The 24,336-nt window shown below is 58.1% G+C and carries 19 protein-coding genes and 1 pseudogene; 14 read left to right on the top strand and 6 right to left on the bottom strand.

What is annotated here, in order from left to right:
- Positions 1–534: 534 nt before the first annotated feature.
- On the bottom strand, positions 535–963 hold the full coding sequence (locus RFN30_RS29715) for a hypothetical protein (protein WP_320265587.1): 429 nt from the start codon (positions 961–963) through the stop codon (positions 535–537).
- A gap of 493 nt (positions 964–1,456) precedes the next feature.
- Here RFN30_RS29715 and RFN30_RS29710 point away from each other — a divergent pair, with 493 nt between their 5' ends.
- Positions 1,457–2,767: a Fic family protein gene (locus RFN30_RS29710; RefSeq protein ID WP_320265586.1), complete on the top strand. Its 1,311-nt coding sequence runs from the start codon at positions 1,457–1,459 to the stop codon at positions 2,765–2,767.
- 426 nt (positions 2,768–3,193) lie between these two features.
- On the opposite strand, the gene RFN30_RS29705 is transcribed toward RFN30_RS29710, so the two are convergent.
- The gene (locus RFN30_RS29705; protein ID WP_320265585.1) at positions 3,194–3,340 is read right to left on the bottom strand and encodes a transposase; all 147 of its coding nucleotides are present in this window, start codon (positions 3,338–3,340) and stop codon (positions 3,194–3,196) included.
- A gap of 148 nt (positions 3,341–3,488) precedes the next feature.
- Here RFN30_RS29705 and RFN30_RS29700 point away from each other — a divergent pair, with 148 nt between their 5' ends.
- The 8 genes and pseudogenes from RFN30_RS29700 to RFN30_RS29665 all read left to right on the top strand — a co-directional run bounded on the left by RFN30_RS29700 (position 3,489) and on the right by RFN30_RS29665 (position 11,047).
- Positions 3,489–3,830 (top strand): homogentisate 1,2-dioxygenase, encoded by a 342-nt coding sequence (locus tag RFN30_RS29700; RefSeq protein WP_430699094.1) that lies wholly within the window; start codon positions 3,489–3,491, stop codon positions 3,828–3,830.
- Between the two features lie 89 nt (positions 3,831–3,919).
- On the top strand, positions 3,920–5,401 hold the full coding sequence (nifB, locus tag RFN30_RS29695; protein WP_320265588.1) for a nitrogenase cofactor biosynthesis protein NifB: 1,482 nt from the start codon (positions 3,920–3,922) through the stop codon (positions 5,399–5,401).
- A gap of 33 nt (positions 5,402–5,434) precedes the next feature.
- On the top strand, positions 5,435–5,629 hold the full coding sequence (locus RFN30_RS29690) for a 4Fe-4S binding protein (protein WP_320216494.1): 195 nt from the start codon (positions 5,435–5,437) through the stop codon (positions 5,627–5,629).
- Positions 5,630–5,726: 97 nt separating this feature from the next.
- Positions 5,727–6,051 (top strand): annotated as a pseudogene (locus RFN30_RS29685) (nitrogen fixation protein NifZ).
- The gene (nifT, locus tag RFN30_RS29680; protein WP_040971429.1) at positions 6,048–6,260 is read left to right on the top strand and encodes a putative nitrogen fixation protein NifT; all 213 of its coding nucleotides are present in this window, start codon (positions 6,048–6,050) and stop codon (positions 6,258–6,260) included. Before RFN30_RS29685 ends, nifT begins: the two are co-directional and overlap by 4 nt.
- Positions 6,261–6,302: 42 nt before the next feature.
- Positions 6,303–7,187 (top strand): SIR2 family protein, encoded by an 885-nt coding sequence (locus RFN30_RS29675; protein WP_320229377.1) that lies wholly within the window; start codon positions 6,303–6,305, stop codon positions 7,185–7,187.
- Positions 7,188–7,382: 195 nt separating this feature from the next.
- Positions 7,383–9,143 (top strand): ABC transporter ATP-binding protein, encoded by a 1,761-nt coding sequence (locus tag RFN30_RS29670; protein ID WP_430699093.1) that lies wholly within the window; start codon positions 7,383–7,385, stop codon positions 9,141–9,143.
- Entirely contained in the window at positions 9,143–11,047 is a 1,905-nt protein-coding gene (locus RFN30_RS29665; protein ID WP_320265583.1) for an ABC transporter ATP-binding protein, read from the top strand. The genes RFN30_RS29670 and RFN30_RS29665 overlap by 1 nt, the downstream gene beginning before the upstream one ends.
- Before the next feature lie 420 nt (positions 11,048–11,467).
- Here the strand turns inward: RFN30_RS29665 and RFN30_RS29660 are convergent, their stop codons facing one another.
- Positions 11,468–13,096 (bottom strand): MFS transporter, encoded by a 1,629-nt coding sequence (locus RFN30_RS29660; protein ID WP_320265582.1) that lies wholly within the window; start codon positions 13,094–13,096, stop codon positions 11,468–11,470.
- Positions 13,097–13,609: 513 nt separating this feature from the next.
- Between RFN30_RS29660 and RFN30_RS29655 the strand changes: the two genes are divergently transcribed.
- Together RFN30_RS29655 and RFN30_RS29650 are read left to right on the top strand one after the other, a co-directional pair.
- Entirely contained in the window at positions 13,610–14,296 is a 687-nt protein-coding gene (locus tag RFN30_RS29655) for a transposase (protein WP_320216501.1), read from the top strand.
- A 314-nt stretch (positions 14,297–14,610) separates the two neighbouring features.
- Positions 14,611–14,913: a DUF982 domain-containing protein gene (locus RFN30_RS29650; protein ID WP_320216502.1), complete on the top strand. Its 303-nt coding sequence runs from the start codon at positions 14,611–14,613 to the stop codon at positions 14,911–14,913.
- A 232-nt stretch (positions 14,914–15,145) separates the two neighbouring features.
- On the opposite strand, the gene RFN30_RS29645 is transcribed toward RFN30_RS29650, so the two are convergent.
- The 3 genes from RFN30_RS29645 to RFN30_RS29635 form a co-directional block, all read right to left on the bottom strand.
- On the bottom strand, positions 15,146–16,174 hold the full coding sequence (locus RFN30_RS29645; RefSeq protein WP_320216503.1) for an LLM class flavin-dependent oxidoreductase: 1,029 nt from the start codon (positions 16,172–16,174) through the stop codon (positions 15,146–15,148).
- 134 nt (positions 16,175–16,308) lie between these two features.
- Positions 16,309–17,409 (bottom strand): histidinol-phosphate transaminase, encoded by a 1,101-nt coding sequence (gene hisC / locus RFN30_RS29640; RefSeq protein WP_320265581.1) that lies wholly within the window; start codon positions 17,407–17,409, stop codon positions 16,309–16,311.
- Positions 17,410–17,966: 557 nt separating this feature from the next.
- Entirely contained in the window at positions 17,967–19,397 is a 1,431-nt protein-coding gene (locus RFN30_RS29635; RefSeq protein WP_320216505.1) for a dicarboxylate/amino acid:cation symporter, read from the bottom strand.
- A gap of 224 nt (positions 19,398–19,621) precedes the next feature.
- On the opposite strand from RFN30_RS29635, the gene RFN30_RS29630 reads away from it, so the two are divergent.
- The 3 genes from RFN30_RS29630 to RFN30_RS29620 all read left to right on the top strand — a co-directional run bounded on the left by RFN30_RS29630 (position 19,622) and on the right by RFN30_RS29620 (position 24,314).
- Entirely contained in the window at positions 19,622–21,508 is a 1,887-nt protein-coding gene (locus RFN30_RS29630; protein WP_320216506.1) for a sensor histidine kinase, read from the top strand.
- Positions 21,505–22,878, top strand: coding sequence for a sigma-54-dependent transcriptional regulator (locus RFN30_RS29625; RefSeq protein WP_320265580.1), 1,374 nt, complete (start codon positions 21,505–21,507; stop codon positions 22,876–22,878). Before RFN30_RS29630 ends, RFN30_RS29625 begins: the two co-directional genes overlap by 4 nt.
- Before the next feature lie 404 nt (positions 22,879–23,282).
- Positions 23,283–24,314, top strand: a complete 1,032-nt coding sequence (locus RFN30_RS29620; RefSeq protein ID WP_320216508.1) for a LacI family DNA-binding transcriptional regulator — start codon at positions 23,283–23,285, stop codon at positions 24,312–24,314.
- Positions 24,315–24,336 lie beyond the last annotated feature (22 nt).

Below are 24,336 nucleotides of genomic sequence, written 5' to 3'. Positions count from 1 at the left end.
TCGCTCAGGAACCCCAAAGCGCGCCTAGGGCACCGAACCCGGGAGCTCTGAAGGAAGCACCTTGTCCGATCGGAAAATCGAGCAGGCCCTTAGCCGGGCCGACGCTCGAATACCTTTCACTCGCAGTCGGGAGGTCGCAATCACCTAACAACCATTGCTTCCTTGAGGCGGAACGTAGCTTGGCTGACCTGACAACAAACTGACGCGCTATGAGAGCTGAGCAGAATCTGAGAGCCGCCGGAGCAAACCGTTGCTTTTGGCCAAGGGACAATGGCCGGCTGAACTGACGTGCGAACGGTATGGCCGACGCGAGTACGTTAGACCGGCTGCGACCGTAAGGCACACGGAATCCAGCTGCTTGGAACGCCAGACTCCTATCCTCAGAGGGGACGTGACTTTCTCCGGAGTGAAGGGGCATCTATGACCAAGTGTGCGGCGAGCTCATCATGGCGAATCTCTTTTCCTTTCTGATTTGTTCGGCCGCAGAGCGCCTCACCCCACCAAAATTGCAGATCCCGCATCGGCTCCGTAAACCTAGCCAGCAATGACGCGGGCGACGTACCCCGACATTCCACGGCGTTTGATCTCTGCTTGGTTGCAATAGTCGCAGCAGGCCCGAAAGCGTCGAGCCTTACCCCGGCTGCTGAACGCCCAATCCAGAACCCTGACCGAAAGGCTTGGGCGCCGGGCGATCTTCGGCCCCTGAAAATATTCCGAGATCGCGGTGCGCATGCGGGACCGGGTCCTCATTAGCTCGCTGACCTGATCAATTTGATGATGGCGCTGCTCCAGCATCTGCTCCCGGTCGAGCGCGAATACCTGTGCTGTCTCCACCGTTTTCTCCGCCATGAAACACAGCCTTGAGATATCGAGGCCCACGCTCGAACCGTTGTGGAACATGACCCGCCACAGGAGGCTTCCCATCCCGTCCGGGGCGGCCGAATTCACGTAGCTGGTGCTCAACCGACGCCGCCTGCTGCCAACGGATCACGAGGCGGACGTTCGGCTCGTCGAGCCCCATACCAAAGGCATTGGTGCAGATGATGGTCGACGGTCGATCTGCTTTGCCCAAGGAACCGCTTGACGAGCTCCTGCCGCTCCCATGCGTCCCCAAGTTTGGAATGATAGAGCGGCACTTCAAGCCCGAGACCGCGCAGGGCCGCTTGCAGCCTCGCCGACGTTCGTTGACGGTACTATGACCATCGCCTTCTGTCCCTGGAGCTGAGGTGTCCGCACGAGAGATGCGATTTCCCGTGCTCGCATGCAGCTTTTATGCTGGCAATCCAATACTCGAAAGTCTTTTATTATCAGTTGCTTGCGGTAACAATTTATGCATTCCGCGCCCTTTCTAGGACACGGTTCTTGAAATTATGCAACTTTTATGCATAAATTGGATGAAATGATGAGAGGCAGTGCTATTATGCATCCCGTACTTCGCGTCCCGGAACTCCAGGGCTTGGAAAAGAAAATCTATGAGACCCTCGTTCGGCGTGGCGGCAATGGGCTTTCGCAGGCGAAGATAATCCAGTTGTTAGAGCTTGCCCCGTCCAGTCAGTCTTCGGTTTCAAGAGCTCTTGCCAAACTCGGCGCAGCCGGGCTCGTTGAGAAGTCTGGAACCACGAGAGATGCGTCGTTCAGCCTAACGGCGGAAGCGAAGTGGTTTGCGATTCCAGGCCACCTTCGACCGCAGGTGAAATACGATCCAGACCGCTTTGGATCCTACGACCCTAACGTTGCACCCTGGCTTGATCCTGCTTCGCATGCGCTCATGTCCGAGTCCGTCGGAAAGGGTAGCCTAGAGCTCGACCCTTCCACCTACACGCGTGAAATTGCCGAAAGATTCTTGATCGAGATGTCCTGGGCTTCTTCGGCGCTTGAAGGAAATACTTATTCCCTGCCTGAGACTGAGGCGCTCATCAAATACGCGGAGGTCGCGGGCGGAAAGTCTGAAATCGAAGTCCAAATGATCTTGAACCACAAGCAGGCGATTGGCTGGGTTATCGACAACATTGCGACAGTGGAGATCGCTCCGGAGACGGTGATGAGACTGCACGCGATGCTCATGCGCACTTTGGTCAGGCAGAACAATCTCGGCGCGGTTCGACGCGACCCGGTTAGCATCACGACCAGTTCATATGTTCCGTCGTCCGACCACACCGAGTTATCAATGGGACTTTCGGAGCTCTGCTGGAAGGCGTCCACAGCGAAAGACCCGTTCGAGGCCTCCTTCGCTTTGCTTGCAGGCATCGCTTACCTGCAGCCCTTCATCGACGGCAACAAGAGGACCGGGCGACTGCTCAGCAACATCCCGTTACTGAAAGCAGGACTGCCTCCCATCTCCTTCATCGGAGTGGGTAGAGCCGCTTACGGGATCGGCATGACGACATGGTACGAACTGGCTGATACAAGCCACCTCGGTAAAGCGATCGCCGAAGGCTATGCAATCACAGCGCCGTCCTATCTTGTGGCAACCACCACCAAGAGAGTGCCCCGCTCAGTGGAGATCAGAATGCGACGGCGCCTTGACGACGCCGTCGCGGAGTATCTCAGCCAGGCAGTCGCCAGTCCCGATTTGATGCCAAGCGATTTCGCGAGAGACGCATTCAGGGAGCTCGAGGGAGAAGACCTGGATGTCATAATTCAGTCCTTCGCGGACATCATCGCGGCTATCAATGAGTTGAACTGCGTCGCATACGGTGTTGCGCCTGACCTTGTCGAAAAATATCACAGGGTGAAACCCGGCGGAGGCGCACACGTTGGACCGTAGGCCTCCTGCATAAATCGCAACGGCAAACACTTGATATAACGATATATTTTTCGGCCAAAGCAATTTTGCATGAAAGATGCATAAATTGACGCCTTCCAATGAGTCCGCCGTCTCCGTCATCAATCCGAATGAGCAGACCGCTTTCGAGTTAGTAAAGCGATATTGGAAGCTGTCCTCGGCGAGATCGGCAGGGCGTTCTACTACCACTCCGACGGAGAACTGGGCTTCAGATTGCCCTATCGGCGGGACACCATGCGCATCATCGTGGCACTGCCGGACGCTGACGAAATGCCTGGGACTGCGCCCTCCCTTTGTGGCATATTCGGGTGCGCCTTTCTCCATTTCGGCAGAAAGCGTGTGCTTGTATCACGACCATTTCGTTACGCGAGTCATCAGCGTTTGCAGGCTCATAGATGAAGGTCCGCATCATGCCTTTCCCGCACCGGACTCGTCGAGCTTCGGCGTCAGTCCCAGGATAGGCCCCACCGCCTTGAAGCTTCTGAATCGCTGCAGAATGTCGATGGTCGCGGCATAAGCGAGCGCCACCACGTCGCCAACACCGAGAACCGTCATCAAGCACCGGCAGGTCGCGTTATTCCTGGTTATCGTGAGCACTTTTTGTGCAGGCGAGCCAATACGGCGCGCACTACCGCCGGGCGGCAAGCAGCCTCCATGATCTCTTCGAGATCGGGCATGCCTTCGACGAGCTCCAAATCCGCTCCTGCGCAAGCCGAATACCCATCTGCCCGGCTCGCTGCCCCAGGGGCGCAACTCGCCGCAGCGGCCGGCCTACGGCCTCTATGCCGAGCAGCTTTCGGGCTCGCCCTTCACCGCGGCGCGTGGCACCAAAAGCGATCCTGGCTCTACCGCATCCGGCCGAGCTTCCGGCACACCGGCCGCTTCAAGGCACTATCTGCTTGGGAAGACCGCGCCCAATCTCGGCGACCATGAGGTGGCGCTCGACGAGCATCGCTGGAACCCGGCCGATGCCGAGCGAGCCGACCTGTTCAAGTCGCAAGTCCGACAAAAATGTGACGTAACGAACAGGTGGAATCGCGCATGAAAGCCAACATATTGAACTAAAACCGCTTTTTGAGCTGGCACAACTTTTGCGCTTTGAACTGCAACGTCCACCCAGGAACGGAGCCGTTCATGTCTTTACCGACGATTTCGCTTGAGAGTTTGGTCAGCACCAAATCCTTCGACCAGTTGCTGACGATCGCGAAATCCGCCGGCTGCGCATCTTCATCCTGCGGCTCGTCCGCAAAGCCGGACGAGATGGACTCCGCGGTCTGGGAGAAGATCAAGGACCATCCATGCTATTCCGAAGAGGCGCACCATTATTTCGCGCGCCTGCATGTGGCGGTGGCGCCAGCCTGCAATATCCAGTGCAACTACTGCAATCGCAAATATGACTGTGCCAATGAAAGCCGGCCCGGGGTCGTCTCGGAAAAGCTGACCCCAGACCAGGCGCGACGCAAGGTAATCGCGGTCGCCAACGAAGTGCCCCAGCTTTCCGTGCTCGGGATCGCCGGACCGGGCGACGCCTGTTACGACTGGAAGAAGACAAAGGCAACTTTCGAACGCGTCGCCAGTGAAATCCGCGACATCAAGCTGTGCATCTCCACCAACGGGCTCGCGCTGGCGGATCATGTTGCCGAGCTTGCCGACATGAATGTCGATCACGTGACAATCACCATCAACATGGTCGACCCCGAAATCGGCGCAAAGATCTATCCTTGGATCTTTTACAACCATCGCCGCCACACCGGCATCGACGCTGCCAGGATCCTGCACAAGCGGCAGATGTTGGGCCTGGAGATGCTGACCGCGCGCGGCATCCTCACCAAGATCAATTCGGTGATGATCCCCAGCGTCAACGACGAACACCTGATCGAGGTCAATAAATGGGTAAAGGAGCGCGGCGCGTTCCTGCACAATGTCATGCCACTGATTTCCGACCCGGCGCACGGTACGCATTTCGGCCTGACCGGGCAGCGCGGCCCAACGGCGTTGGAACTGAAGACGCTTCAGGATCGCCTCGAAGGTGGCGCCAAGCTGATGCGCCATTGCCGGCAGTGCCGGGCCGATGCTGTCGGCCTGCTTGGCGAGGATCGTGGCAAGGAGTTCACGATCGACCAGATTTCGGACGACATCACCTACGACGCCAGCAAGCGCGAGGCCTATCGGGAGGTGGTCGCGCGCGAGCGCGGCGATCACGTGGTAGCCAAGAGCGAAGCGGTCGCGACGGTCAAGGCAGCGGGTTCCAGCAAATCGCTCCTCATCGCTGTGGCGACAAAGGGCGGCGGCCGGATCAACGAACATTTCGGCCATACGACGGAATTCCAGGTTTATGAGGCCTCTCAGAGGGGGATCAGCTTTATCGGGCATCGCAAGGTCGAGCAGTATTGCCTCGGCGGTCGAGGCGCGGACGCCACCCTCGACAGCATCATAGCTGCGCTCAAAGGCATCGATATCGTGCTGTGCGCCAAAATCGGAGATTGCCCCAAGGATCAGCTCGCAGAAGCTGGAATCCGGGCAATGGATGTTTATGGCTACGGCTACATCGAGACCGCTATCAGCGCGCTTTACGCCGCCGAGTTTGGGAGCGAACCACTGGCGGCGACGGCTTGAGTGTCTCGTCCCAACCGAATCAGGAGTTGAGAAATGGCCTTCAAGATCATCGCCTCGCAATGCACGCAATGCGGTGCCTGCGAGTTCGAATGTCCATCGAGTGCGATCAAATTCAAGGGCGAGACCTACGTGATCGATCCCGAGCAGTGCACCGAATGCAAGGAGGCCTTCGATACCCAGCAATGCGCCTCGGTATGCCCGGTGCCGGGGACCTGCATTCCCGCCTAACCTCCAATCGGGTCAGCGGCACGGTCGGGGTCGCTTCCGGGGCACGCCATGACCTCCTTTGTTAACGAACTGCAGCCGCGAGAAAGGAAGGAAGGGGATGGGTCTCGGACGCGAACAGGAGGTCGAGATCCGCAAGCCTCCACGATTTATGCCGGGCGAGCGGGTCCGTGCCACACGCCACATAAAGAATGACGGCACCTATCCCGGTAGCGAGATAGGCGCAAACCTCGTGCGGAAGGGCGATGAAGGCTATGTGCGCGACATCGGCACCTTTCTCCAGCAGTTCTACATCTATGCGGTCGAATGGTTCGATCGCGGCACCGTCGTTGGCATGCGCGCCCACGAACTCATCAGCCTCGACAAATCCGGGGATCCTTGTGCCGAAATCACTTGTGGTCACTAACAAGGGAACAGCCCGATGAAGGTTATGATCCGCAAGACCGACGCCGGCCTATCGGCGTATGTGCCCAAGAAGGATCTCGAAGAGCCGATCATCGGCGTCGAGAATGAAGAGCTATGGGGAGGGTCTATAACGCTCAGGAACGGCTGGCGGCTCGTTCTGCCCGACCTTCCGCGAGATACACCTTTGCCAATCACCGTCGAGGCAAGAAAGATTTCCGACGAGGATTGATGCCGCAGGTCGGCAACCTGAGAGCGTCAACGGGAAACGAGCATGAATAAGATTCTGGCCTTGGGCCATCTTGTGATCAATCGGGACAGTCATGCCGCAAAGCAGCTTAACCTGCTGAAGAAGGCTCTCTGCGCCGATGAGATCATCCCGTATCTGGGTCCCGACCTGCTTCGGCTTAGGTACGGGGAACCACCGGTACCGCACACGCCGCAAGCCGTTGCCGCCGCATTCAACGCGCGGGCGCCCGCTCCTTCCAAGATTCGCACCAATATGTGGTCGGTCGCTCAATTCATCGAGCAGCGCCGGCATCGGCGGACGCTCCAAGCCTGGATGGCTGAGATATTCGCAGGGCCGGTGGCGCCGACCGTTTTCCATGCCTGGCTCGCGACACTTCCCCTCTCGCTGATCGTCGATACCTGGTACGACGGCGCCATGCGCGCGGCCCTCATAGACACCGGCCGCACTGATGTCGTCGAAATTCAAGGCGTCACGCGGGCGCACGCAATTGGCGACGTTTGGACGAAAACGTACGATTTGTCTGGAACGGAACTCCAACCAGACTCGGCGGCAACGACGGTCCTCTATACGCCGCACGGCAGCGTCAAGCCGGCGGCAAACTTCCTTATCGCAGATTCGGATTACGTCGAGGCCCTAACTGAAATCGATATCCAGACTCCGATCCCTCGAGCCGTGAAGGAACGGCGCACCAAGCGCGGCTTCTTCTTCTTCGGCTGCCGGTTCGACGACCAGATGCTGCGCACCTACGCCAGACAGGTCATTAAGCGCTCAAGCGGCCCGCACTTCGCGGCTATGGATTCGGCAACGCTGACCAAAAACGAACGCCGCTTCCTTGCAGCAAACGCAATCACGGTCATAGACATGCCGGCAGGCGAAGCCGCGGCTCAACTGGTTGGGACAGGCGTCTAGCAGGGTGGCCAGCTTTGCATATCAGGGTTCATTTGACGGGAGAGTCATCCAGCTCAAGGCCCCCCAAGATCAATCTGGAATGCACCCTCGAACGGTAAGGATATTCGGGGCGTGACGAAGCCCAGGACTTCGCTCGCGCACGTAAAGGCGGCCGCTTCGGACCGGGGCTTGAGCACGATAGTGCGCCTTACCCGGATGAATTTGCGGCATTCTTGGCAGGTCGCCGTCGCTATCGGCTCGACACTCGTCGCGGCATCGCTCCAATTGCTAATCCCCGAGCTCCTCGGCCAGGCCATCGACCAGACCCAGACCGCCGTCAGCGGGGGTGCCAGCGGGGCGGCAGCGCAAGAGGCGCTGCGGACCTCGGCTTTCGTGCTGCTTGCCGTCAGCGTGCTGCGCGGCCTTTTCACGCTGGCTCAGAACTATTTTGCCGAAGCGGTCGGACATCACGTCGCGTATGAACTGCGAGTAGCTTGTTATGAGAAGATCCAGCGGCTCAGCTTTTCTTTTCATGACCAGGCGCACTCGGGCGATCTGATTACGATCGGCATGCTCGATGTGGACGGCGTGCGGACGTATCTTTCTACCGCTCTGGTTCGCGCCGTCCTGCTCGTCATGTTGATCGGGATCGGCGCCTATATGTTGATTTCCACCAACGTGGTTCTTGGCCTCCTCGCGCTGAGCTTCGTGCCCTTCGTCGGGTGGCTCTCATCAATCACCCAGCTCAAGCTGCGCGCCACCTGGCTTGACCTGCAGGAGCGGCTTTCGGTCCTCAGCCGCGTCATGGAAGAGAATTTCGGCGGCATCCGGGTTGTTCGCGCCTTTGCGGCGCAGGCCCACGAGATGCTGAAGTTCGACCGCGCATCAAAGAGTGCGCTTGGCCTCATGCACGAACGTGTTGAGATTTACGTGTGCAACATTTCCGCGATGAATTTCTCCTTCTTTTTAGCGATGGGACTGGTCCTGTGGATCGGCGGGAACAAAGTCATTGCGGGCGAAATCAGCGTGGGCAAACTTGCGACGTTCCTGACCTTTATGACCATCTTACAGATGCCGGTTCGCCAGATAGGCTTGATGGTCGACGGCTTCGCCCGCGCCTCGACGTGCGGTTCGCGCCTGTTCGGATTGCTCGATCTGGATATCGCGATCAAGGACACAGCAGACGCTAAACCGCTCGAAATTAGAGAAGGCACCCTGCGCTTCGACAATGTTTCATTCGCCTATCCCGACGCCGAGAACCGCCCATTTCTGAAGAATATTAGTTTCGAGGCCCGCAAGAGCGAAACGATCGCTATTGTCGGCCCGCCCGGCTCCGGCAAGTCGACGATGGCTCATCTGGTCCCTCGTTTTTACGACGTTACCGGCGGCGTCATCACGCTTGACGGCCAGGATATCCGCGAGGTCACCCTCGCCACGCTTCGCAGGGCGGTCGCGGTCGTGCAGCAGGATGCATTCCTTTTCACTACGACGATCGAAAACAATATCGCCTATGGCGATCCCTGGGCCAAGGAACAGTGGATCGAGCGAGCGAGCGAGTCAGCTCAGCTTCACGACTATATTCTCGACCTGCCGGCCGGCTACAAAACGGTGGTGCGCGAGCGCGGCGTTTCCCTTTCGGGCGGCCAGCGTCAGCGCCTGGCGATCGCTCGCACGATGATGCTGCGCCCGTCGGTCATCATCTTCGACGACTCGACTGCCGCGATCGATGCAGCCACAGAGCAGCGCATTCGGCGCGCCGTGCGACTCTTTGCCAAGGATCGCGTGACCATCATCATCGGCCACCGGCTGAGTTCGCTCATGCATGCCGACCACATCCTGTTTATCGAGAACGGCGAGATTGTCGAGCGTGGCACTCATGAAGACCTTCTGGCGAAGGGTGGACGCTATAAGGCCCTTTACGATCTCCAGGTGCGCCCACTTGATGACATGCTGCCCGAACAAGAGGGGGCGAGCTGATGCTCCAAACCGGACAAGTCGAGACGGAACGCAACGACGCCCGCGACCACGACCGGCGTCCGCCGCATGCGGTCGTCGGCTCGCACCACATCGAAGAGGAGATATTCGGGCGGGCGTTTGATAAGAATATCGTACGACGCATTTGGGTGTTCGTCCGGCCCTACCGCACAAAACTGATCATCTCGGTTGCTGCGATGTTGATCCTGACCGGCACGCAGCTTCTCGTCCCGCTGACCATCCGCTTTGCGATCGACCACGGCCTGCACCCGGAAAGTGGCGATCGGTCGGCCCTGCTTGCAGCCGCCTGCGCCTTCCTTCTCACCATTTCGGTCAATTTTGCCGTCAGCTATACGCAAGAGATCGTGGTCTACAAAATGGCGCAGAATGTTCTGTTCGATATGCGCCGCGCCACGTTCGGCCATCTGCAGGACGTGGCGCTTTCTTTCATGGACAAGACAGAGGTAGGACGGCTGATGTCGCGTCTGCAGGGCGACGTTAATTCTATGCAGGAATTCCTTGAGACGTCAGTCTTTTCGCTGGGCGACATCACTCTTCTCTTTGGCATCATCTTCGTCATGCTGTGGCTCGACGTTCGCTTGGGGCTCCTTACGCTCTCAGTGCTGCCGGTTCTCCTCATCGTGCGCATCTTCTGGCTGCCGCGCGCCCGGGACGCCTTCATGGCCGCCAATGAGGCCAATTCGGTTTCCAATGGCGCGCTGGCTGAAGCCATTCACGGCGTACGGGCAGTGCAGTCGATGGACCGCCAGCGGGTCAACTTAATTCTTTACGATGACAAGGCTCACGCCAGTCTCATGACACATCTGACCGCCGCCAAATACGCTCAGATCATGGTGCCGATCGTCGATAGCCTTATGGGCGTTGCCATGGCTGTCATCATCGTCATCGGCGGCTCGATGGTCATGAACGACCGCATTGACGTGGGTGCGATGGTCGCTTTCCTCTTCTACATCCAACGCTTCTTCGATCCGATCCGCTCGCTCACCTTGCAATATTCGATTATGCAACGCGCGATGGCGTCGGGAAAGCGCCTGACCGACGTGCTTGACGTCAAGATTGAGGTCCAGGACAAACCGAACGCCAGGGTGCTTTCGCCCGAGATGGATGGCTCGATCGAGTTCAGGAACGTTACTTTCGGCTATGATGCCAAGCATCCGGTATTGAAGGACGTGTCGTTTCGGGTCAATCCCGGCGAAACCGTCGCCCTGGTCGGCCCGACCGGTTCAGGTAAATCGAGCGCAGTGGCCCTCGTCCGCCGCTTCTATGATGTCCAGGAGGGCCAAGTGCTGGTCGGCGGATATGATGTGCGCGATCTCACCCAGGAATCGCTTGGCCGTCAGGTCGCCATGGTGCTGCAGGAGCCGTTCCTTTTTACCGGCACGGTTTTCGAAAACATCCGCTACCACAAGGCTGAAGCCACGCGCGAAGAGGTAATCGAGGCCGCCATGGCGGTCGGCGCGCATGGCTTCATCGTGCGCCTTCCTGGTGCATACGATGCCGCTCTAGGTGAACGCGGTGGCAATCTCTCGCTGGGCCAACGCCAGCTTATCAGCTTCGCGCGCGCTCTCGTGGCAAATGCCAAGATCCTCGTCCTCGACGAGGCAACGGCCAATGTCGACAGCTACACGGAAATGCTAATCCAAAAGGCACTGGTAAGGCTCCTCGAAGGCCGCACGGGCCTCGTCATCGCCCATCGCCTTGTCACGGTCCGAGGCGCCGACCGTCTCATCGTTCTCCAGAATGGCAAAGTCGCCGAAACCGGCAAGCACGACCAGTTGATCGCCAGAGGCGGTCTCTATTCCAAACTCTACAGGCTCAACCACGCCTCGTTCGACGACACGCCCGATGAGCAACTCGACCTCCGAAGCAGCGGACTACAGATCTGAGGCGCGAAGCTCCGAGGAGCCAGCGCATTCGTGCAAGCGCTTTGCCGAGCGGTGATAGCCGACGCGTCGCCGGCTTTACACAAGCAGATCAAGCGCCTGTGCGATGCCGAGATCGCCACCACCCATGACGAGCATTTGATTTCACGAAAAGCTCGCGATAGGTCCCGTGACTTTTTGTCCAAGCCTCGCAGCGTCTCCCAAAGCACGCGTCATGGACTGGCTGAAGCCCGACGAGGATCGGTTATTCATTGTCGTAGCATAGATCGCCGAAATCTGACGTGGCGTTAGCCTCAAGGGCGAAGATGCAAACGCTACGCGCTTGGCGCACAGCTGGCCCAAGATCTGCCCCAAGTTTTGAGCAAACGGGCTTCCGGACGACGCCGCCTTCTCTTGAGCCAAGTTATTGGTTTGCGGTTTCGTTCAAGTCCTGTCCAAATGAGGCCGGAGCGGCATATCGTCATGTACGCTCACGGTTTGCCGTTCGATCTTGTGGTGAATTTTGGGCGGGCAGTCGCCACAGTGCAGGGCTTCAAGGCGCGCAACGATTTCGGCGTCATCTTGGGTCTGCCTCTTGTTGTGGCGAACATACTCGACCCAAGTTGGCACATGATAACACTCGGTCCACAGTTCGGGCTTTTCGAGGTCACGCAGCAGCGCCCATTGCCTGGCTCCATCTCGCAGTCGGGCTTTTCGCCATGATGCCATCACATTGAGAAATTCTGGAACGTCTTTCTGGTGAATACGATAATCGACCATTATCATGATCGGACCGCTTCGTGGTCGCAGGTCAAGCTGCAGGGTTGGCTCGCAGAACGTGTTGGTCGGATCGAGTTTGAGCGTTTCAAGATCCGGAAGACGCAAAATAACGCCGAGCAGTCCGCCAAATACAAGAACCAAGCTTGCGATGAGCAAGGCTCCCGAAACGCCTTGCAGATCCGCTAACTGGCCCCAGAGCCAGCTTCCCGCTGCCATGCCGCCATATGCGGCCGTCTGATAGAGAGAGAGGGCTCGTCCCACCACCCACCGAGGCGCCGAAAGCTGAACTGTGACGTTAAACAGCGAGAATGACTGGATCCATGCCGCACCGGCTGGCATGACGAGGAGGCAGCTAAGCCAAACGTGCTCGCTCCACGACAGAAGCAAGCAGCTGATCGCCAGTGTAAAAAACGCGCCGCGAACGACCCATTCGTTGGAGAGAATCTCGCGGGCGCGTCCGATGAGGAGCGCGCCACAGATCGCTCCCAAACCGAAAAAGCCAAGCATGACCCCGTAGGTGACCGCAGTGCCCTTAACCTGTTCGCGAACAACCAACGGCAGCAGAGCCAAAATGACGACTGCCGTGAGGCCGAAAATGAAACTCCGGCACATCAGTTTGAGAAGGTTTGGCGACAGAAGCACATAGCGGAATCCTGCCGCTATCGCGCTTCCGAAAGCCTCCCGCGGCAGCGCTCGTCGCGCCGGTACAGTTTTCCAGCGTAACAGCGCGGCGATCAGGGCGACATAGCAAAAAACATTGAAGAGAAACGCGAAGGCCGCCCCGGCGGTCGCCACGATTATGCCGCCAATCGCCGGTCCGATGCTGCGCATGAGGTTGTAGCTCATGCCGTTGAGCGCAACTGCGCTTGGGAGGTCTTCGCGAGGCAGGATATCTCCCATCGAGGCTTGCCACGACGGATCGTGCAATGCCCAACCACAGCCGATCAGGAACGTGAGACCCAAAAGGGTCCAGGGTGTGATTTCCCCGGCGTAGGTCAAGAGCGCCAGGGACGCTGATACGCAAACCATCAGCAGTTGCGCCATTAGCATGATCCGGCGACGGTCAAAGTTATCCGCAAGCGCTCCGGCTGCGAGCGAGAAGATCATGTAGGGCAAGGTGGTCGATGCCTGTACGAGCGCCACCATTCCATGGGAGCTGGCAATACTCGTCATCAGCCACGCAGCCGCCACACCTTCAACTAGCGTCCCAAGATTCGAAACAAGGGCCGCCGACCACAGAGAACGGAATGTCTTGTGCTGAAAGGGTACGAGTGGAGATGTTCTCTTCGCCATTGTGGGAAGCTTCGGAATCGACCGCGAGGCTGGATCTCTTCAGCTCACTCAACCACGGCCTCGCGGCCCAAGCCAAGCTGCCACAGTGAGCGCGCCTGCTAACCCAGGCAGATAGTTGTGGGCTGACGCTAAACCGCTGGCGAGATCGGCCGTTATCATCTGCTGGCGAGTTCTTCATGCGCACTGAACACAATCGAGATGCAGCAGTTTTTCAATTTCAAGAAGAGTTCCCGAGTTCCCCGACGGCAAGATGCGACATCTGATCCGATACTGCACCGCCCTGCAGCTTCGGACGCTCAAGCGTTTCCGAGCCGAATGCACCCACTCCCGTAGCGTTGCATTCCATTCTCCTCGCGCGGAGGCCTGCGCTCGGCCCGCTTGCGAACACTGGCGCGACCGGTATCACTTGCTCGTCGAGGGACTTTTACGATAAAGCTCCGCGCGAACCAGGAAGCGCCAGGAGTTCCGAGCGGCGACTTCATTCTTCTAATCGTTTCTCATCAGGAAGGAACTATGAGGCGGCAAACGCGACCATTCACCGTGGAAGTCAAACAGAAGCGCCGTTATAAAAAAGCCGCCCGTTCCATCTGGGGCGATTTCGACATCGCTGCGGCGATGGGCGAAACTTCAGAGGAACTCCAGAAGGTTCAACTGTCCAATCGTCAGCTTGTTGACTCTACTGTCGCGGCCCTTGATGCTGAACCTTTGCACAAACCGCAAATGGAGAATTTCATGGCAAATCGCCTGGAAACCGAAACAGCAGTAATTCCTACCGAACCGGCAGCCGAAGCGGAGAAGTCAAAATCGAGGGCGAGAACACCGCGGTCGAGGAAGCCAAAGGCTGAGCCGAGCGCGCCTGGCCGTAAGAACGGCGCCAAGCCGACATCCGCGACCACTGAAGCACCGCCATCGGCACGGACAGGCCGCAAGGTCTACTCCGTAAAGGAGCGCGGCCAGAAGCTCGCTCAGATCGAGACGTTGATCGGCGGCGGCGCCACTCTCAAGAGCGCGGTGAAGCAGGCCGGCATCTCGGAACAGACATATTATCTTTGGAAGAAAGCGGCGACGCCTGCAGCGGACAGCGACGAGCTGAAGGATCTCGTCGCGCTCGAGGAAGAAAACAAGCGGCTGAAGAGCCTGCTTGCGGATCGTCTGCGCAAGGAAAATACGGAACTGAAGAAAAGGCTTGGGCTGGATTAATTCAGCCTGAGCTTGCGGCTTCCCATATCGGCGCGCTGCCAAGGCGATGTCGTGCTGTCTTTCGCTGCGTTGCGGTGAACGACCGGGTTGGGTGACTGGGTTCACCGTTCATCGGCGGCGGCCAGAACGATCGACATTGTCGACGTGGCCAATTTTGCGGCAGTAGACTGGTGATCGATCCATTTCCTTCCGAGGATGAATTGCCGACTTTTCTCTTGAAGCGTCATCGGGCTGACAACACATTCTGCAATGGTCGGCGGGTGTCGATGACGCCGCCTCGCAAGTCGGCTGTCAGCAGGTCGGGAGGAAACGAAATGAAGGCGCAGGCCTTCGGCAGTCCGATTTTCGTGAAGCGTGCAGCCTATGTCGTGCAAGAGATTGCGGACCTCGAGGACGCCATCGATTTTCTCGATGAGTGGCCCGAAGATCGCAGGGACCTGATTCACGAGACTGCCTTTAAAGCATGTTTTGACGCTTATGATGGGAACAAGCCCTTAAGCGCAGCCCGCGCTGCCTTTTGCGGCTTTGCGAAACGGGCCGCCATATTGGAAGATCCAACCTCGGCGATGCAGTGGATTGCCGCCTGCAAGACGGGCAGTGGCAAACGGTCCGTGTGAACAGCGACGTTGAGCGAGGGGGCTGGGAACGTGGGGCAATGTGGTCCCGTGAAGTGTCGCGTCCAGAAAACCAGTTCTAACCATCGTCCGGAAACGGCGTCCGACCTAGGCAGGCATAGCGATGGAATCCCACGTCGGCCACGCGCTGCAAGGCTATGGTCTGGCAGCGGGCTGGTTGCTGGTAGACGCCGCGGGCGACTCCTTCGAGCCGCCCTACGCCACGTATTCATGGTCAGTCAAATCGGGTCATGATTTCAGAATGAATCGTCACTGCAGTGTACAGAGACGCTTCCAATGGCAAATCCCCAAACGCGAGCTGGCAAAGAAGATAGTTGGCCCCAGCCACTTCCAACTGACCAAGAAGAGCGTCCCGCACAAAAGCTGCCGTTCCCGCTATGCACAGTTCACTTTCAATCGCCGCTTCGAGGGTCAGCGGCAGGTTTGGTGGAGTTGGAATGCCATTGAGGTCGTAAAGAAACTTGAAGCTCTTGAGCCATGTTTCATAAGCAGGTGCCGCGATCGAATAGGCATGCGTGTCAGAACGCCCAATCACGATCATGCGCAGCAATCCTAGCAACGGCGACGGATTACCTTTGTCAGTGGTTTCCTCCCGCTTGGCGCGGAAGGCGTCGGTAACTTTGCGTACGGAGGAGCTATGCCCCACGCACGCGAGATTTGCGCCATTCGCGGCTGCCCAACCTGCCGATTCGGGTCGATTGGTGGCGACCCATGTCGGAGGACGCGGGCGCTGACGGGGTCTAAGCGTCAAGGGAACGCTATTCAGCTCAAAGTGGCGGCCCCGATAGGATAACTTCCCGCCCTTCAGGGCGGCGATTACGATTTCGCTGGCTTCCGAATAACGGCCTGGCACTGCGTCCGCGCCAATCCCAAAATAACCCAATTCGGCTGAGAGAGAGCCTCGCCCTATACCGAGCTCCACCCTACCACCGCTCAACCGGTCGAGCATACAGATCTCTTCGAACGCCCGAAGCGGATGGTAAAGGGTAAGGAGCATCACAAGCGGACCCACACGCAGCTGGCGGGTGCGCTGTGCGACGCTCGATAAGAAGAGATTTGGCGACACACCTCTCCCATGGGGGGTGCAGTGGTGCTCTGCGAGATGATATGCATAAAAGCCGAGGTGATCGCAGGCCTCCGCCAGCTTGAGACGATCGGCGCATTGTAGGCCGATGTCGCGACCGTCCTCATCCAAGTGATCGAAGATTCCGAAGGTCGGCTTCGAAGGCAAGACGTTTTTCACTCTATTGTCTCCGGAGTTTTGACGCGGAAGGTCCTTGCTTCGAACGACGCTCGAATCGCTCAGAGCAACGACATATTTTTGCGAAGCAACCCCTGTCCGCGGGGGTATATAAATGATTTCTATAGGCAGATGGGTTATACTTGCTGCTTTAGCCTTCTTAGTGTATCAGACATCTCAGACAGCAGTATGTCCATTTGTTCTCTTGTGCCTATGCTTACTCTTATGTGTTCTTTCAAAAATGACTCGGAAAAAGCCGCGACCAGTACTTTCCGCCGCTTCAACGTTTTTTGCCACCACCTACCGTCTTGTCCTGGCGGCACGCGGGCTAGCAAGAAATTTGCATGCGAAGGCGTTACGGAAAATCCCAGTTGCGAGAGCGCGAAGGACACGCGCTCCCGTTCCTGCTTGATGTATCTGTGGTTCTCTTCATAGGCGTCGCGATGCGCAAGGATGCTGACGCCAACCGCATGGCCGATCACGTTCATGTTGAAAACATTTTGGATGTTGCGCAGCCTTCCAATGATTTCGGGGTGCCCCAATCCAAAACCCATACGGATACCGGCGGCGGCGTAGCTTTTTGAAAATGTCCGTAGGAGCAGAATATTGGGATAATGATCGATAAGGCGCAGGCCATTATCCGGGGCGAAGTCGACATAGGCCTCATCCAGAACAATCAGGCGATCCGACTGCGCCGCGAGGCGTTCGATCTCGGCCACCGAAACGAATGTTCCAGTTGGATTGTTCGGATTAGCTAGAAGAATGAATTTGGCGCCTTCTGCGGGACCAGAGAGCAATTCCTTTACCGGCAGGACATCAGATTGACCGCATTCGATTTCAAGAAATTGAGCCCCCTGCAACATGGCGAGTTTGCGGTTGAACGAAAAGCCCGGCGATAGCATCGCCACGCTGTCGCCAGGGGCGAGGAAGGCTCTGTAGATGAGTCCCAGCAGCTCGGAGGATCCGTTTCCGGCAATCACTTGATCCTTGGTGAGGCCGTAGGCATCAGCCGCCGCTTCCCTCAAACCGATGTTGTCGTGTTCTGGATATAGATACTGCTGCTCAAGGGCGGCAATTGCACTTTGCATTACGACTTCCGGCATCGGAAATGGATTCTCGTTCGTATTCAACCGGACGCAGCTATCGTCCAGCGAATGGCGATCGGAGGGCAAAGGCTTTAGTTCCCTTGGCACCTGCGAAAACGACGAAAGCACGCTTTTTAGTTTTGTTCCCGACATATCCTCTCCAGTCGACTCGAGGGCTCAATCATCCACCCTCAACTTGCTCATGTTTAGCTCCCCACCAATTTCACTACTTCCTGTATAAGTGCTAATAATCCTTTTTGTCTGAGTTCATTTCAAACTCAGATTAGCTTTCTTGTAAGAGCCAATTAATGTTCGTTCCTATTTCTAACAACACTGCCTCATCGACTTCATCTGCCTCCGTGCGATGGTTTTAAAGGGCATGACGAAACGTCTATTTCTGAGGCTATGCTTCGCGTGTGCATGCCTCGCCGTTTGTTCATCGACATATTGGAGGCTGGTTGCGAAGCGGCGTTGATCTGCGCCAGATTGCTTTTCGTCCACGGCTAATGAGGCGCCACAGTATTTCTACCGCTCGCGTCAATAGCCGGCCAGGACCGCCCGATCCTCGTGCTGGATTTCCCGGGGTCGATTCGTTTGAATCTCTATGGTCGACACGGCGCCGGTGAACAGCGCTCCAGGCAAAAACCCGCATAGTGATGAACGTTGTTTGCTCAAGCGCGATTGGGCTGCTGTCGCCGCGTTTGTTTTCATCAATCCGCGAGTCCTCGCTTGGTGTCTGCGGCTTGCCCGTGCTGTGGTGGTGACCGATCCGGCGAAGGGACGGGTCGCAACGAGGCGGCCTCACTTGGCGGCTGCGGGACGGGTGGCTGGCCGGCCAATGTCTCGGCAAGATGATGCCCTGCAAACGCGGCTTCCAACTGCGCCTGATCCAATTCGCCTTCCCAACGGGCGATCACGAGCGTTGCCACGGCATTGCCGATGATGTTCGTAAGGGCCCGGCACTCGGACATGAAACGGTCGATACCGAGGATCAATGCCATGCCAGCCACCGGAACGGACGGCACCGCAGAAAGAGTAGCGGCCAGCGTGACGAATCCGGCGCCGGTGACCCCCGCCGCTCCCTTAGAGGAAAGCATAGCAACGAGTAGCAATAGGATCTGATCGCCGATCGAGAGATCCGTATTCGTCGCCTGGGCGATAAAGAGGGCCGCGAGCGTCATATAGATGTTGGTGCCGTCCAGATTGAAGGAATATCCCGTCGGAATGACCAGGCCCACGACTGAACGCTTGGCGCCAGCCTTCTCCATCTTCTCCATAAGAGTGGGCAGCGCGGCCTCCGAGGAGGACGTTCCAAGAACCAATAGCAGCTCTTCCTTGATGTACCGGATGAGAGAAACGATCGAGAAGCCATTGAAACGGCAGACCGCGCCGAGAACGATAAACACGAAGAGAAAAGCCGTGAGGTAGAACGTCCCGACCAGCATTGCGAGATTGACGACGGAGCCGATGCCGTATTTGCCGATTGTGAAGGCCATGGCGCCGAACGCGCCGATCGGGGCAGCCTTCATCAGGATACCAACGAGCGCAAAGATCGGCACGGTGAGCGCCTGGAGGAAGGAACTGATCGGCTTGCCCATCTCTCCAACCATCGCAAGCGCAATGCCAAACAGGACCGAGAAGAAAAGGACCTGAAGGATGTCGCCGTCTGCAAAGGCGGCCACAATCGTGGTCGGAATGATGTTCATCAGAAAGCCCGTCACGGACTGCTCGTGGGCCTTTGCGGCATAGGGATTGACGGCTTGGATATCGAGCGAGGCCGGATCAATGTTGAGGCCGGCGCCCGGTTGAACGACATTGGACACGATGAGGCCGACGATCAGTGCCAGCGTCGAGAAGGTGAGGAAATAGACCATCGCCTTGCTGGCTACCCGGCCGACCTTTTGAAGGCTGTGCATGCCGGCGATGCCGGTCGCGACGGTCAAAAAGATCACCGGTGCGATGATCATCTTGACGAGCTTGATGAAGGCGTCACCAAGCGGCTTCATGTTTTCGCCGATTTCGGGGTTGAAATGGCCGAGCGCGACGCCCAGGGCGATGGCGGCAATCACCTGCACGTAAAGCCGTGCATAGAAAGGCTTGCGAGGCGCGGCGTTTGCGTTGGGGCCCTTTGCGGTCAACATAAATCTCTCTCCCAGACCGGATCTCGGCAGTGCCTCTCCTCCCCGGGTTATTCCCGATCGCTGCGCTCCGGTCGGACGCTGCTGCGCTGTTCGTCGCAAGACATATGCCAACCGGAGAGGCCGAGCGGATCGCGCAATTTCGGATGTTTTCAGGGAGGTTGCGCCACGCACATGTGTGAATTTCCGCACTCTGTGGTTCCATTTGGCGAAATCCGGCACTAAGGTTGAGTCTGGAGAACGCGGTAGCAAACGACGGCATCAGCGAGGGTGGCTTGCATAAGGCCCCGTTCAACTTCCCTGGCAGATTGGGCACCGGCAGGTTTCTCTGGCTTGTGGTTTTGTTTGCACTTCTTGGTCCGGGGCTCGGTTTTTTTGTTTTTGCAGCCGGCCGTATTGCCGGCACCAAAGCTGAGTCAGACCTACGCGACCGTGCTCTTGCCGCGCGCCCACTTGCAGCCGACACTTTGAAAGGAGACGTCGAGAAGCAGCGATTAATTCCGCGCGTCTTGGCTCGTGATGGTGCGGTCCAGGAGATGCTTCGCAGTCCGGGCACCGGTGGGGAAGCTGCGCTGGATGAAAAGCTTCGAGCCATCGCGCGCGACGCCGCCTCTTCAGTCATCTACGTCATCAACAGTGAGGGAACGACGGTTGCTGCGAGCAATGCCGGCGAGCCCACCAGTTTTGTCGGCCGCGATTACCGTTTCCGTCACTACTTCGTTGAAGCGATGGCGAGCGGCATGGCCACGCAATACGCACTCGGTACCGTTAGCAAGCGCCCCGGCCTCTTCTTGTCGAGCCGGATCGATGGACCGGAGGGGCCACTCGGTGTCGTCGTGGTGAAGGTCGAGCTCGACCGTGTGGAGTCGAGCTGGCGCGAGAGCGGTTTCGTAGTCTTCACGAGCGACGAGCGCGGCGTCGTCCTTTCGACCAGCGTGCCTCAATGGCGTTTTGGCACTCTCTCTCCTCTTTCCAAAAAAGAGGCAAAAATCGCCCGCGATCATCTGCAGCTGCCTGGCGCGGCGTTCGAGCCCGTTCCGCTTTCGCACCGCGGCGGCAACCTGGTCACCGCAAGTACCGCCGACAAGGCAGCCGGCTTTGTCACGGTTTCGCAGGATCTCGGCAAAGTGGTCCCAGGTTGGCGGCTGTCACTGCTCATTCCTGCCGATGCAGAGATTTCCGCGGCGATGATGACAGCCCGCGCGACAGCACTGCTTGCCCTCGTGCTCGTGGCATTTGCCGTTTCCGTTATTGTTCGACGGCGCCGGGCGATCCGACAACGGCAGGACGCGCTTGCGCACATGAACGCGGAACTGGAACATCGCGTCAACTTGCGTACGGCAGAGCTCCGCCGCTCGAACGAAGCGCTCGCAGCTCAGATAGCCGAGCGCGAGAATGCCGAGGCAAAGGTGCGCCGGTTATGTGAAGAACTCTCTCAGGCGAATCGCCTCTCAATTCTTGGACAGATCGCAGCCGGAGTTGCTCACGAGATTAACCAGCCGGTGAACGCAATTCGCACCTATGCCGAGAATGCTTCACGTCTTCTCCAAGGCGACAGGCCGCGAGAAACCGCCGGGAATTTGAAATCGATCATCGCTATAACGGGACGTATCGGGGCGATCACCGAAACGCTGCGGTCGTTCTCTCGCCGCGCAACCGGTTCCGTGGGGCCAATATCGGCGGAGGAGGCGATCGACGGGGCGCTTTCGCTCCTTTCGGGCCGCATCCGCGAATGCGGCGTGACGATCGAACGGCAACGGACAGATCCGTCTCCGACGGTGATGGCAAGTTTCGTTCGGCTGGAGCAAATCCTGGTCAATCTCTTGCAGAATTCGCTCGATGCCCTGAAGGGCCTGCCGGAGCCGCGGATCGAGATAGCACTTGCCAAGAACAAGGAAACAGTCACCATTTCGGTTCGAGACAACGGTGCCGGCCTCGCCCCTGAAATTCGCAAGAGCCTCTTCATGCCGTTCACCACAAGCAAGGAAAAGGGGCTCGGCCTTGGCCTGCTTATTTCAGAGGAAATCGCCCGCGAACTCGGCGGCTCGTTGCGGCTCGATACCAGCCACGAGAGGGGGACTTCCTTCACCATCGAATTGAGGCGTGCCGAATGAGTGGCGAAAAAGGGCCTGTCATCTTCGTTGACGACGACGATGATCTGCTGCCCGCTGCAGGGCAGATGCTGGAACTTGCCGGCTTTAGCCCTATCGTCGTCAATTCCGCCGAGGCCGCACTCGCCAGAATCGACGAGAACTTCAATGGTCCCGTCGTCAGCGACATCCGCATGCCCAGAATGAACGGGCTTCAGCTCTTTGACCGGGTGAAAGCAATCGATACGGACATCCCTTTTGTCCTTATCACTGGGCACGGCGACGTCGAACTCGCCGTTGCCGCCATCAAGGACGGCGCTTACGATTTCATCTCCAAGCCATATGAGACCGACCGGCTTTTGGTGACGCTGAATCGCGCTTCCGAAAACCGGCACCTAGTCCTGGAAAACAGGCGCCTTAGGGATGCGGTCGTCCGATCCGCGGGCGATATGCCTCTCCTAGGGAACGCGCCGAGTATGACATGGCTGCGAGAAACGATTCGCCAGATCGCCGATACGGATGTGGACGTCCTTGTGGAGGGTGAAACCGGCACCGGTAAGGAGGTGGTCGCGGATCTGCTTCACCGCTGGAGCAGACGAAGTACCAAGCCGTTCGTGGCCTTGAACTGCGGGGCGCTGCCCGAAAGTGTCATCGAAAGCGAACTTTTCGGCCACGAAGCAGGCGCGTTTACCGGTGCGCACAGGCGTAGGATCGGTCGCCTCGAATACGCGAATGGCGGCACGCTATTCCTCGACGAAATTGAGTCCATGCCGCCTGCACTCCAGATTAAACTCCTAAGGGTACTCGAGACCCGCCAGGTCACGCCACTCGGAACCAACGAAACCCGCAGCATCAATGTTCGTGTCGTGGCTGCGACGAAGGTCGATCTGAGCGATCCGGCCGCCCGCGGTGACTTCAGGGAAGATCTATATTTCCGTCTGAACGTCGTGACGGTCAATATTCCGCCTCTTCGCGAGCGGCGCGAGGACATCCCGATCCTCTTTGCGCATTTCTTGGAACGCGCGTGCAAACGCTTCGGCAAGCCAGTGTGGGAGATAACCGCGGCCGTGCGTAATCATCTCATGGGCCATGATTGGCCCGGCAATGTCCGCGAACTTGCGCATTTCGCGGATCGGGTTGCATTGGGACTTGAAGGGGCGCCGAATTCGCCCCCTGGAAAAAGAGACGCTGAATTAAGTCTCTCTCTTTCCGAAAAGGTTAGTCTTTATGAGGCGACCGTTATCCGCAACGCATTGCGGGAATGCGATGGCGACGTGAGGAGGACGACCGAGTTTCTGCAGGTGCCCCGCAAAACCTTCTACGACAAGCTGAAACGCTATGGAATAATTCCGGGCGCGTATCGAAGCAGCCGCGATTGTTCGAAATCTTCTTGAACTCGCCCGTCGCCGAAAGGCTGCTATGGGCTTGTGGGCGCCGGGAAAATGAAAGCTGCTTGCACCCAACAATACACTTCTCCGGTGCGGATACGTCAGGGGCGCGCTCTGGCGGTGTGCGGATCGTCTCGTGAGAGGGGGGGGCGCCTGATGATCGGGCCGTTTGGGATCAGTCCTTTTTGGCTCCGAGACCTGAAAGACCTCGTGCTGCATATGTGTTCTTTCGGTCGATGCGTGTCGATGCAGTTGCGTCGAACTGCCAACGAGCACGCACCGTAATCGCCGAATCCGGCGAAGAAGGGATCTACTGCGACATCGCGGCATCAACCGCAGACTGACACATTCTGTCAAATTCCGTGACCCCGTCCTGTATGTTCCCCATGACTTCCTGTTAGACTCGAATCATGACTAAGCGCCCCACAATTGCAGATCTCGCCCGCGAAGCCGGGGTTAGCGTAGCGACCGTCGATCGGGTTTTGAACGGCCGTCGACTGGTGAGGGAACAGACCGCACGACGGGTCTGCGAGGCGGCCCGCGTCATCGGCTACAACGCAGCTGGTCTGATGCAGCAGCGCGCGCAGCGGATTTTGCCGGAGTACCGATTAGGCTTTATTCTCGGAATGCCGGCCGAGCATTTCTATCAGGATTTCGCGCGAGAGATCAAAGCTGCTGTCAGCGCGGCACAGTCCTTCCGGGGCATTCCAGTCGTTGAATTCGCGCCGTCGCATAGGCCTGGCGACCTGGTCGAGCTGCTCGAGGACATGGGTGCACGCTGCCACGCGATAGCGATGATGGCACCGGATCATCCAACCGTCACGGCAGCTGTCGAAGAACTCAAATCGAACGGAACCCCGGTTTTTTCGCTGCTTTCCGATTTTGCCGCCGGCGTGCGCGAGGGCTATCTGGGCCTCAACAACCGCAAGGTTGGACGGACGGCCGCCTGGATGTTTTCCAAGGTTGCAAAAAGGCCGGGCAAGGTGGCGGTCTTGGTCGTTAGCCACCGTTTTCAGGGTCCCGAATTGCGAGAAACCGGCTTTCGCTCATACTTTCGTGAGAAAGCGCCGATGTTCGAGGTGCTGGACACGCGCGTGAATCTCGATACGCGGCAAACCACCTACGAGGCCACGCTCGATGTCATACAACGCGAATCCGAACTTGTCGGCTTGTATGTCGCCGGCGGAGGCACGGAGGGCGCCATCGCTGCGCTCCGGGAAGAGGGCGATGGTCGGAATCTCCTCGCGATCGTCAACGAGATCACGCCAGAGTCGCGGGCAGCACTCGCGGACGACCTCATTACGATGGCGGTTGCCACGCCCCTGCGCCCGCTTTGCCAAGAGTTGATGACGCTGATGGCCAGGGCAATCGAGACAGGCACCGCGGAGGCGCCATGGCAGACGTTTTTGCCGTTTGAGATTTATCTGCCGGAAAACATTTGAGGCGAGATTCGTTCTCTTTGAG

Source organism: Mesorhizobium dulcispinae, from assembly GCF_033977345.1.
Taxonomy (GTDB): domain Bacteria; phylum Pseudomonadota; class Alphaproteobacteria; order Rhizobiales; family Rhizobiaceae; genus Mesorhizobium; species Mesorhizobium dulcispinae.
Note: the sequence above shows the minus strand (reverse complement) of the source record. Positions and strands in the feature narration are given on the sequence as shown.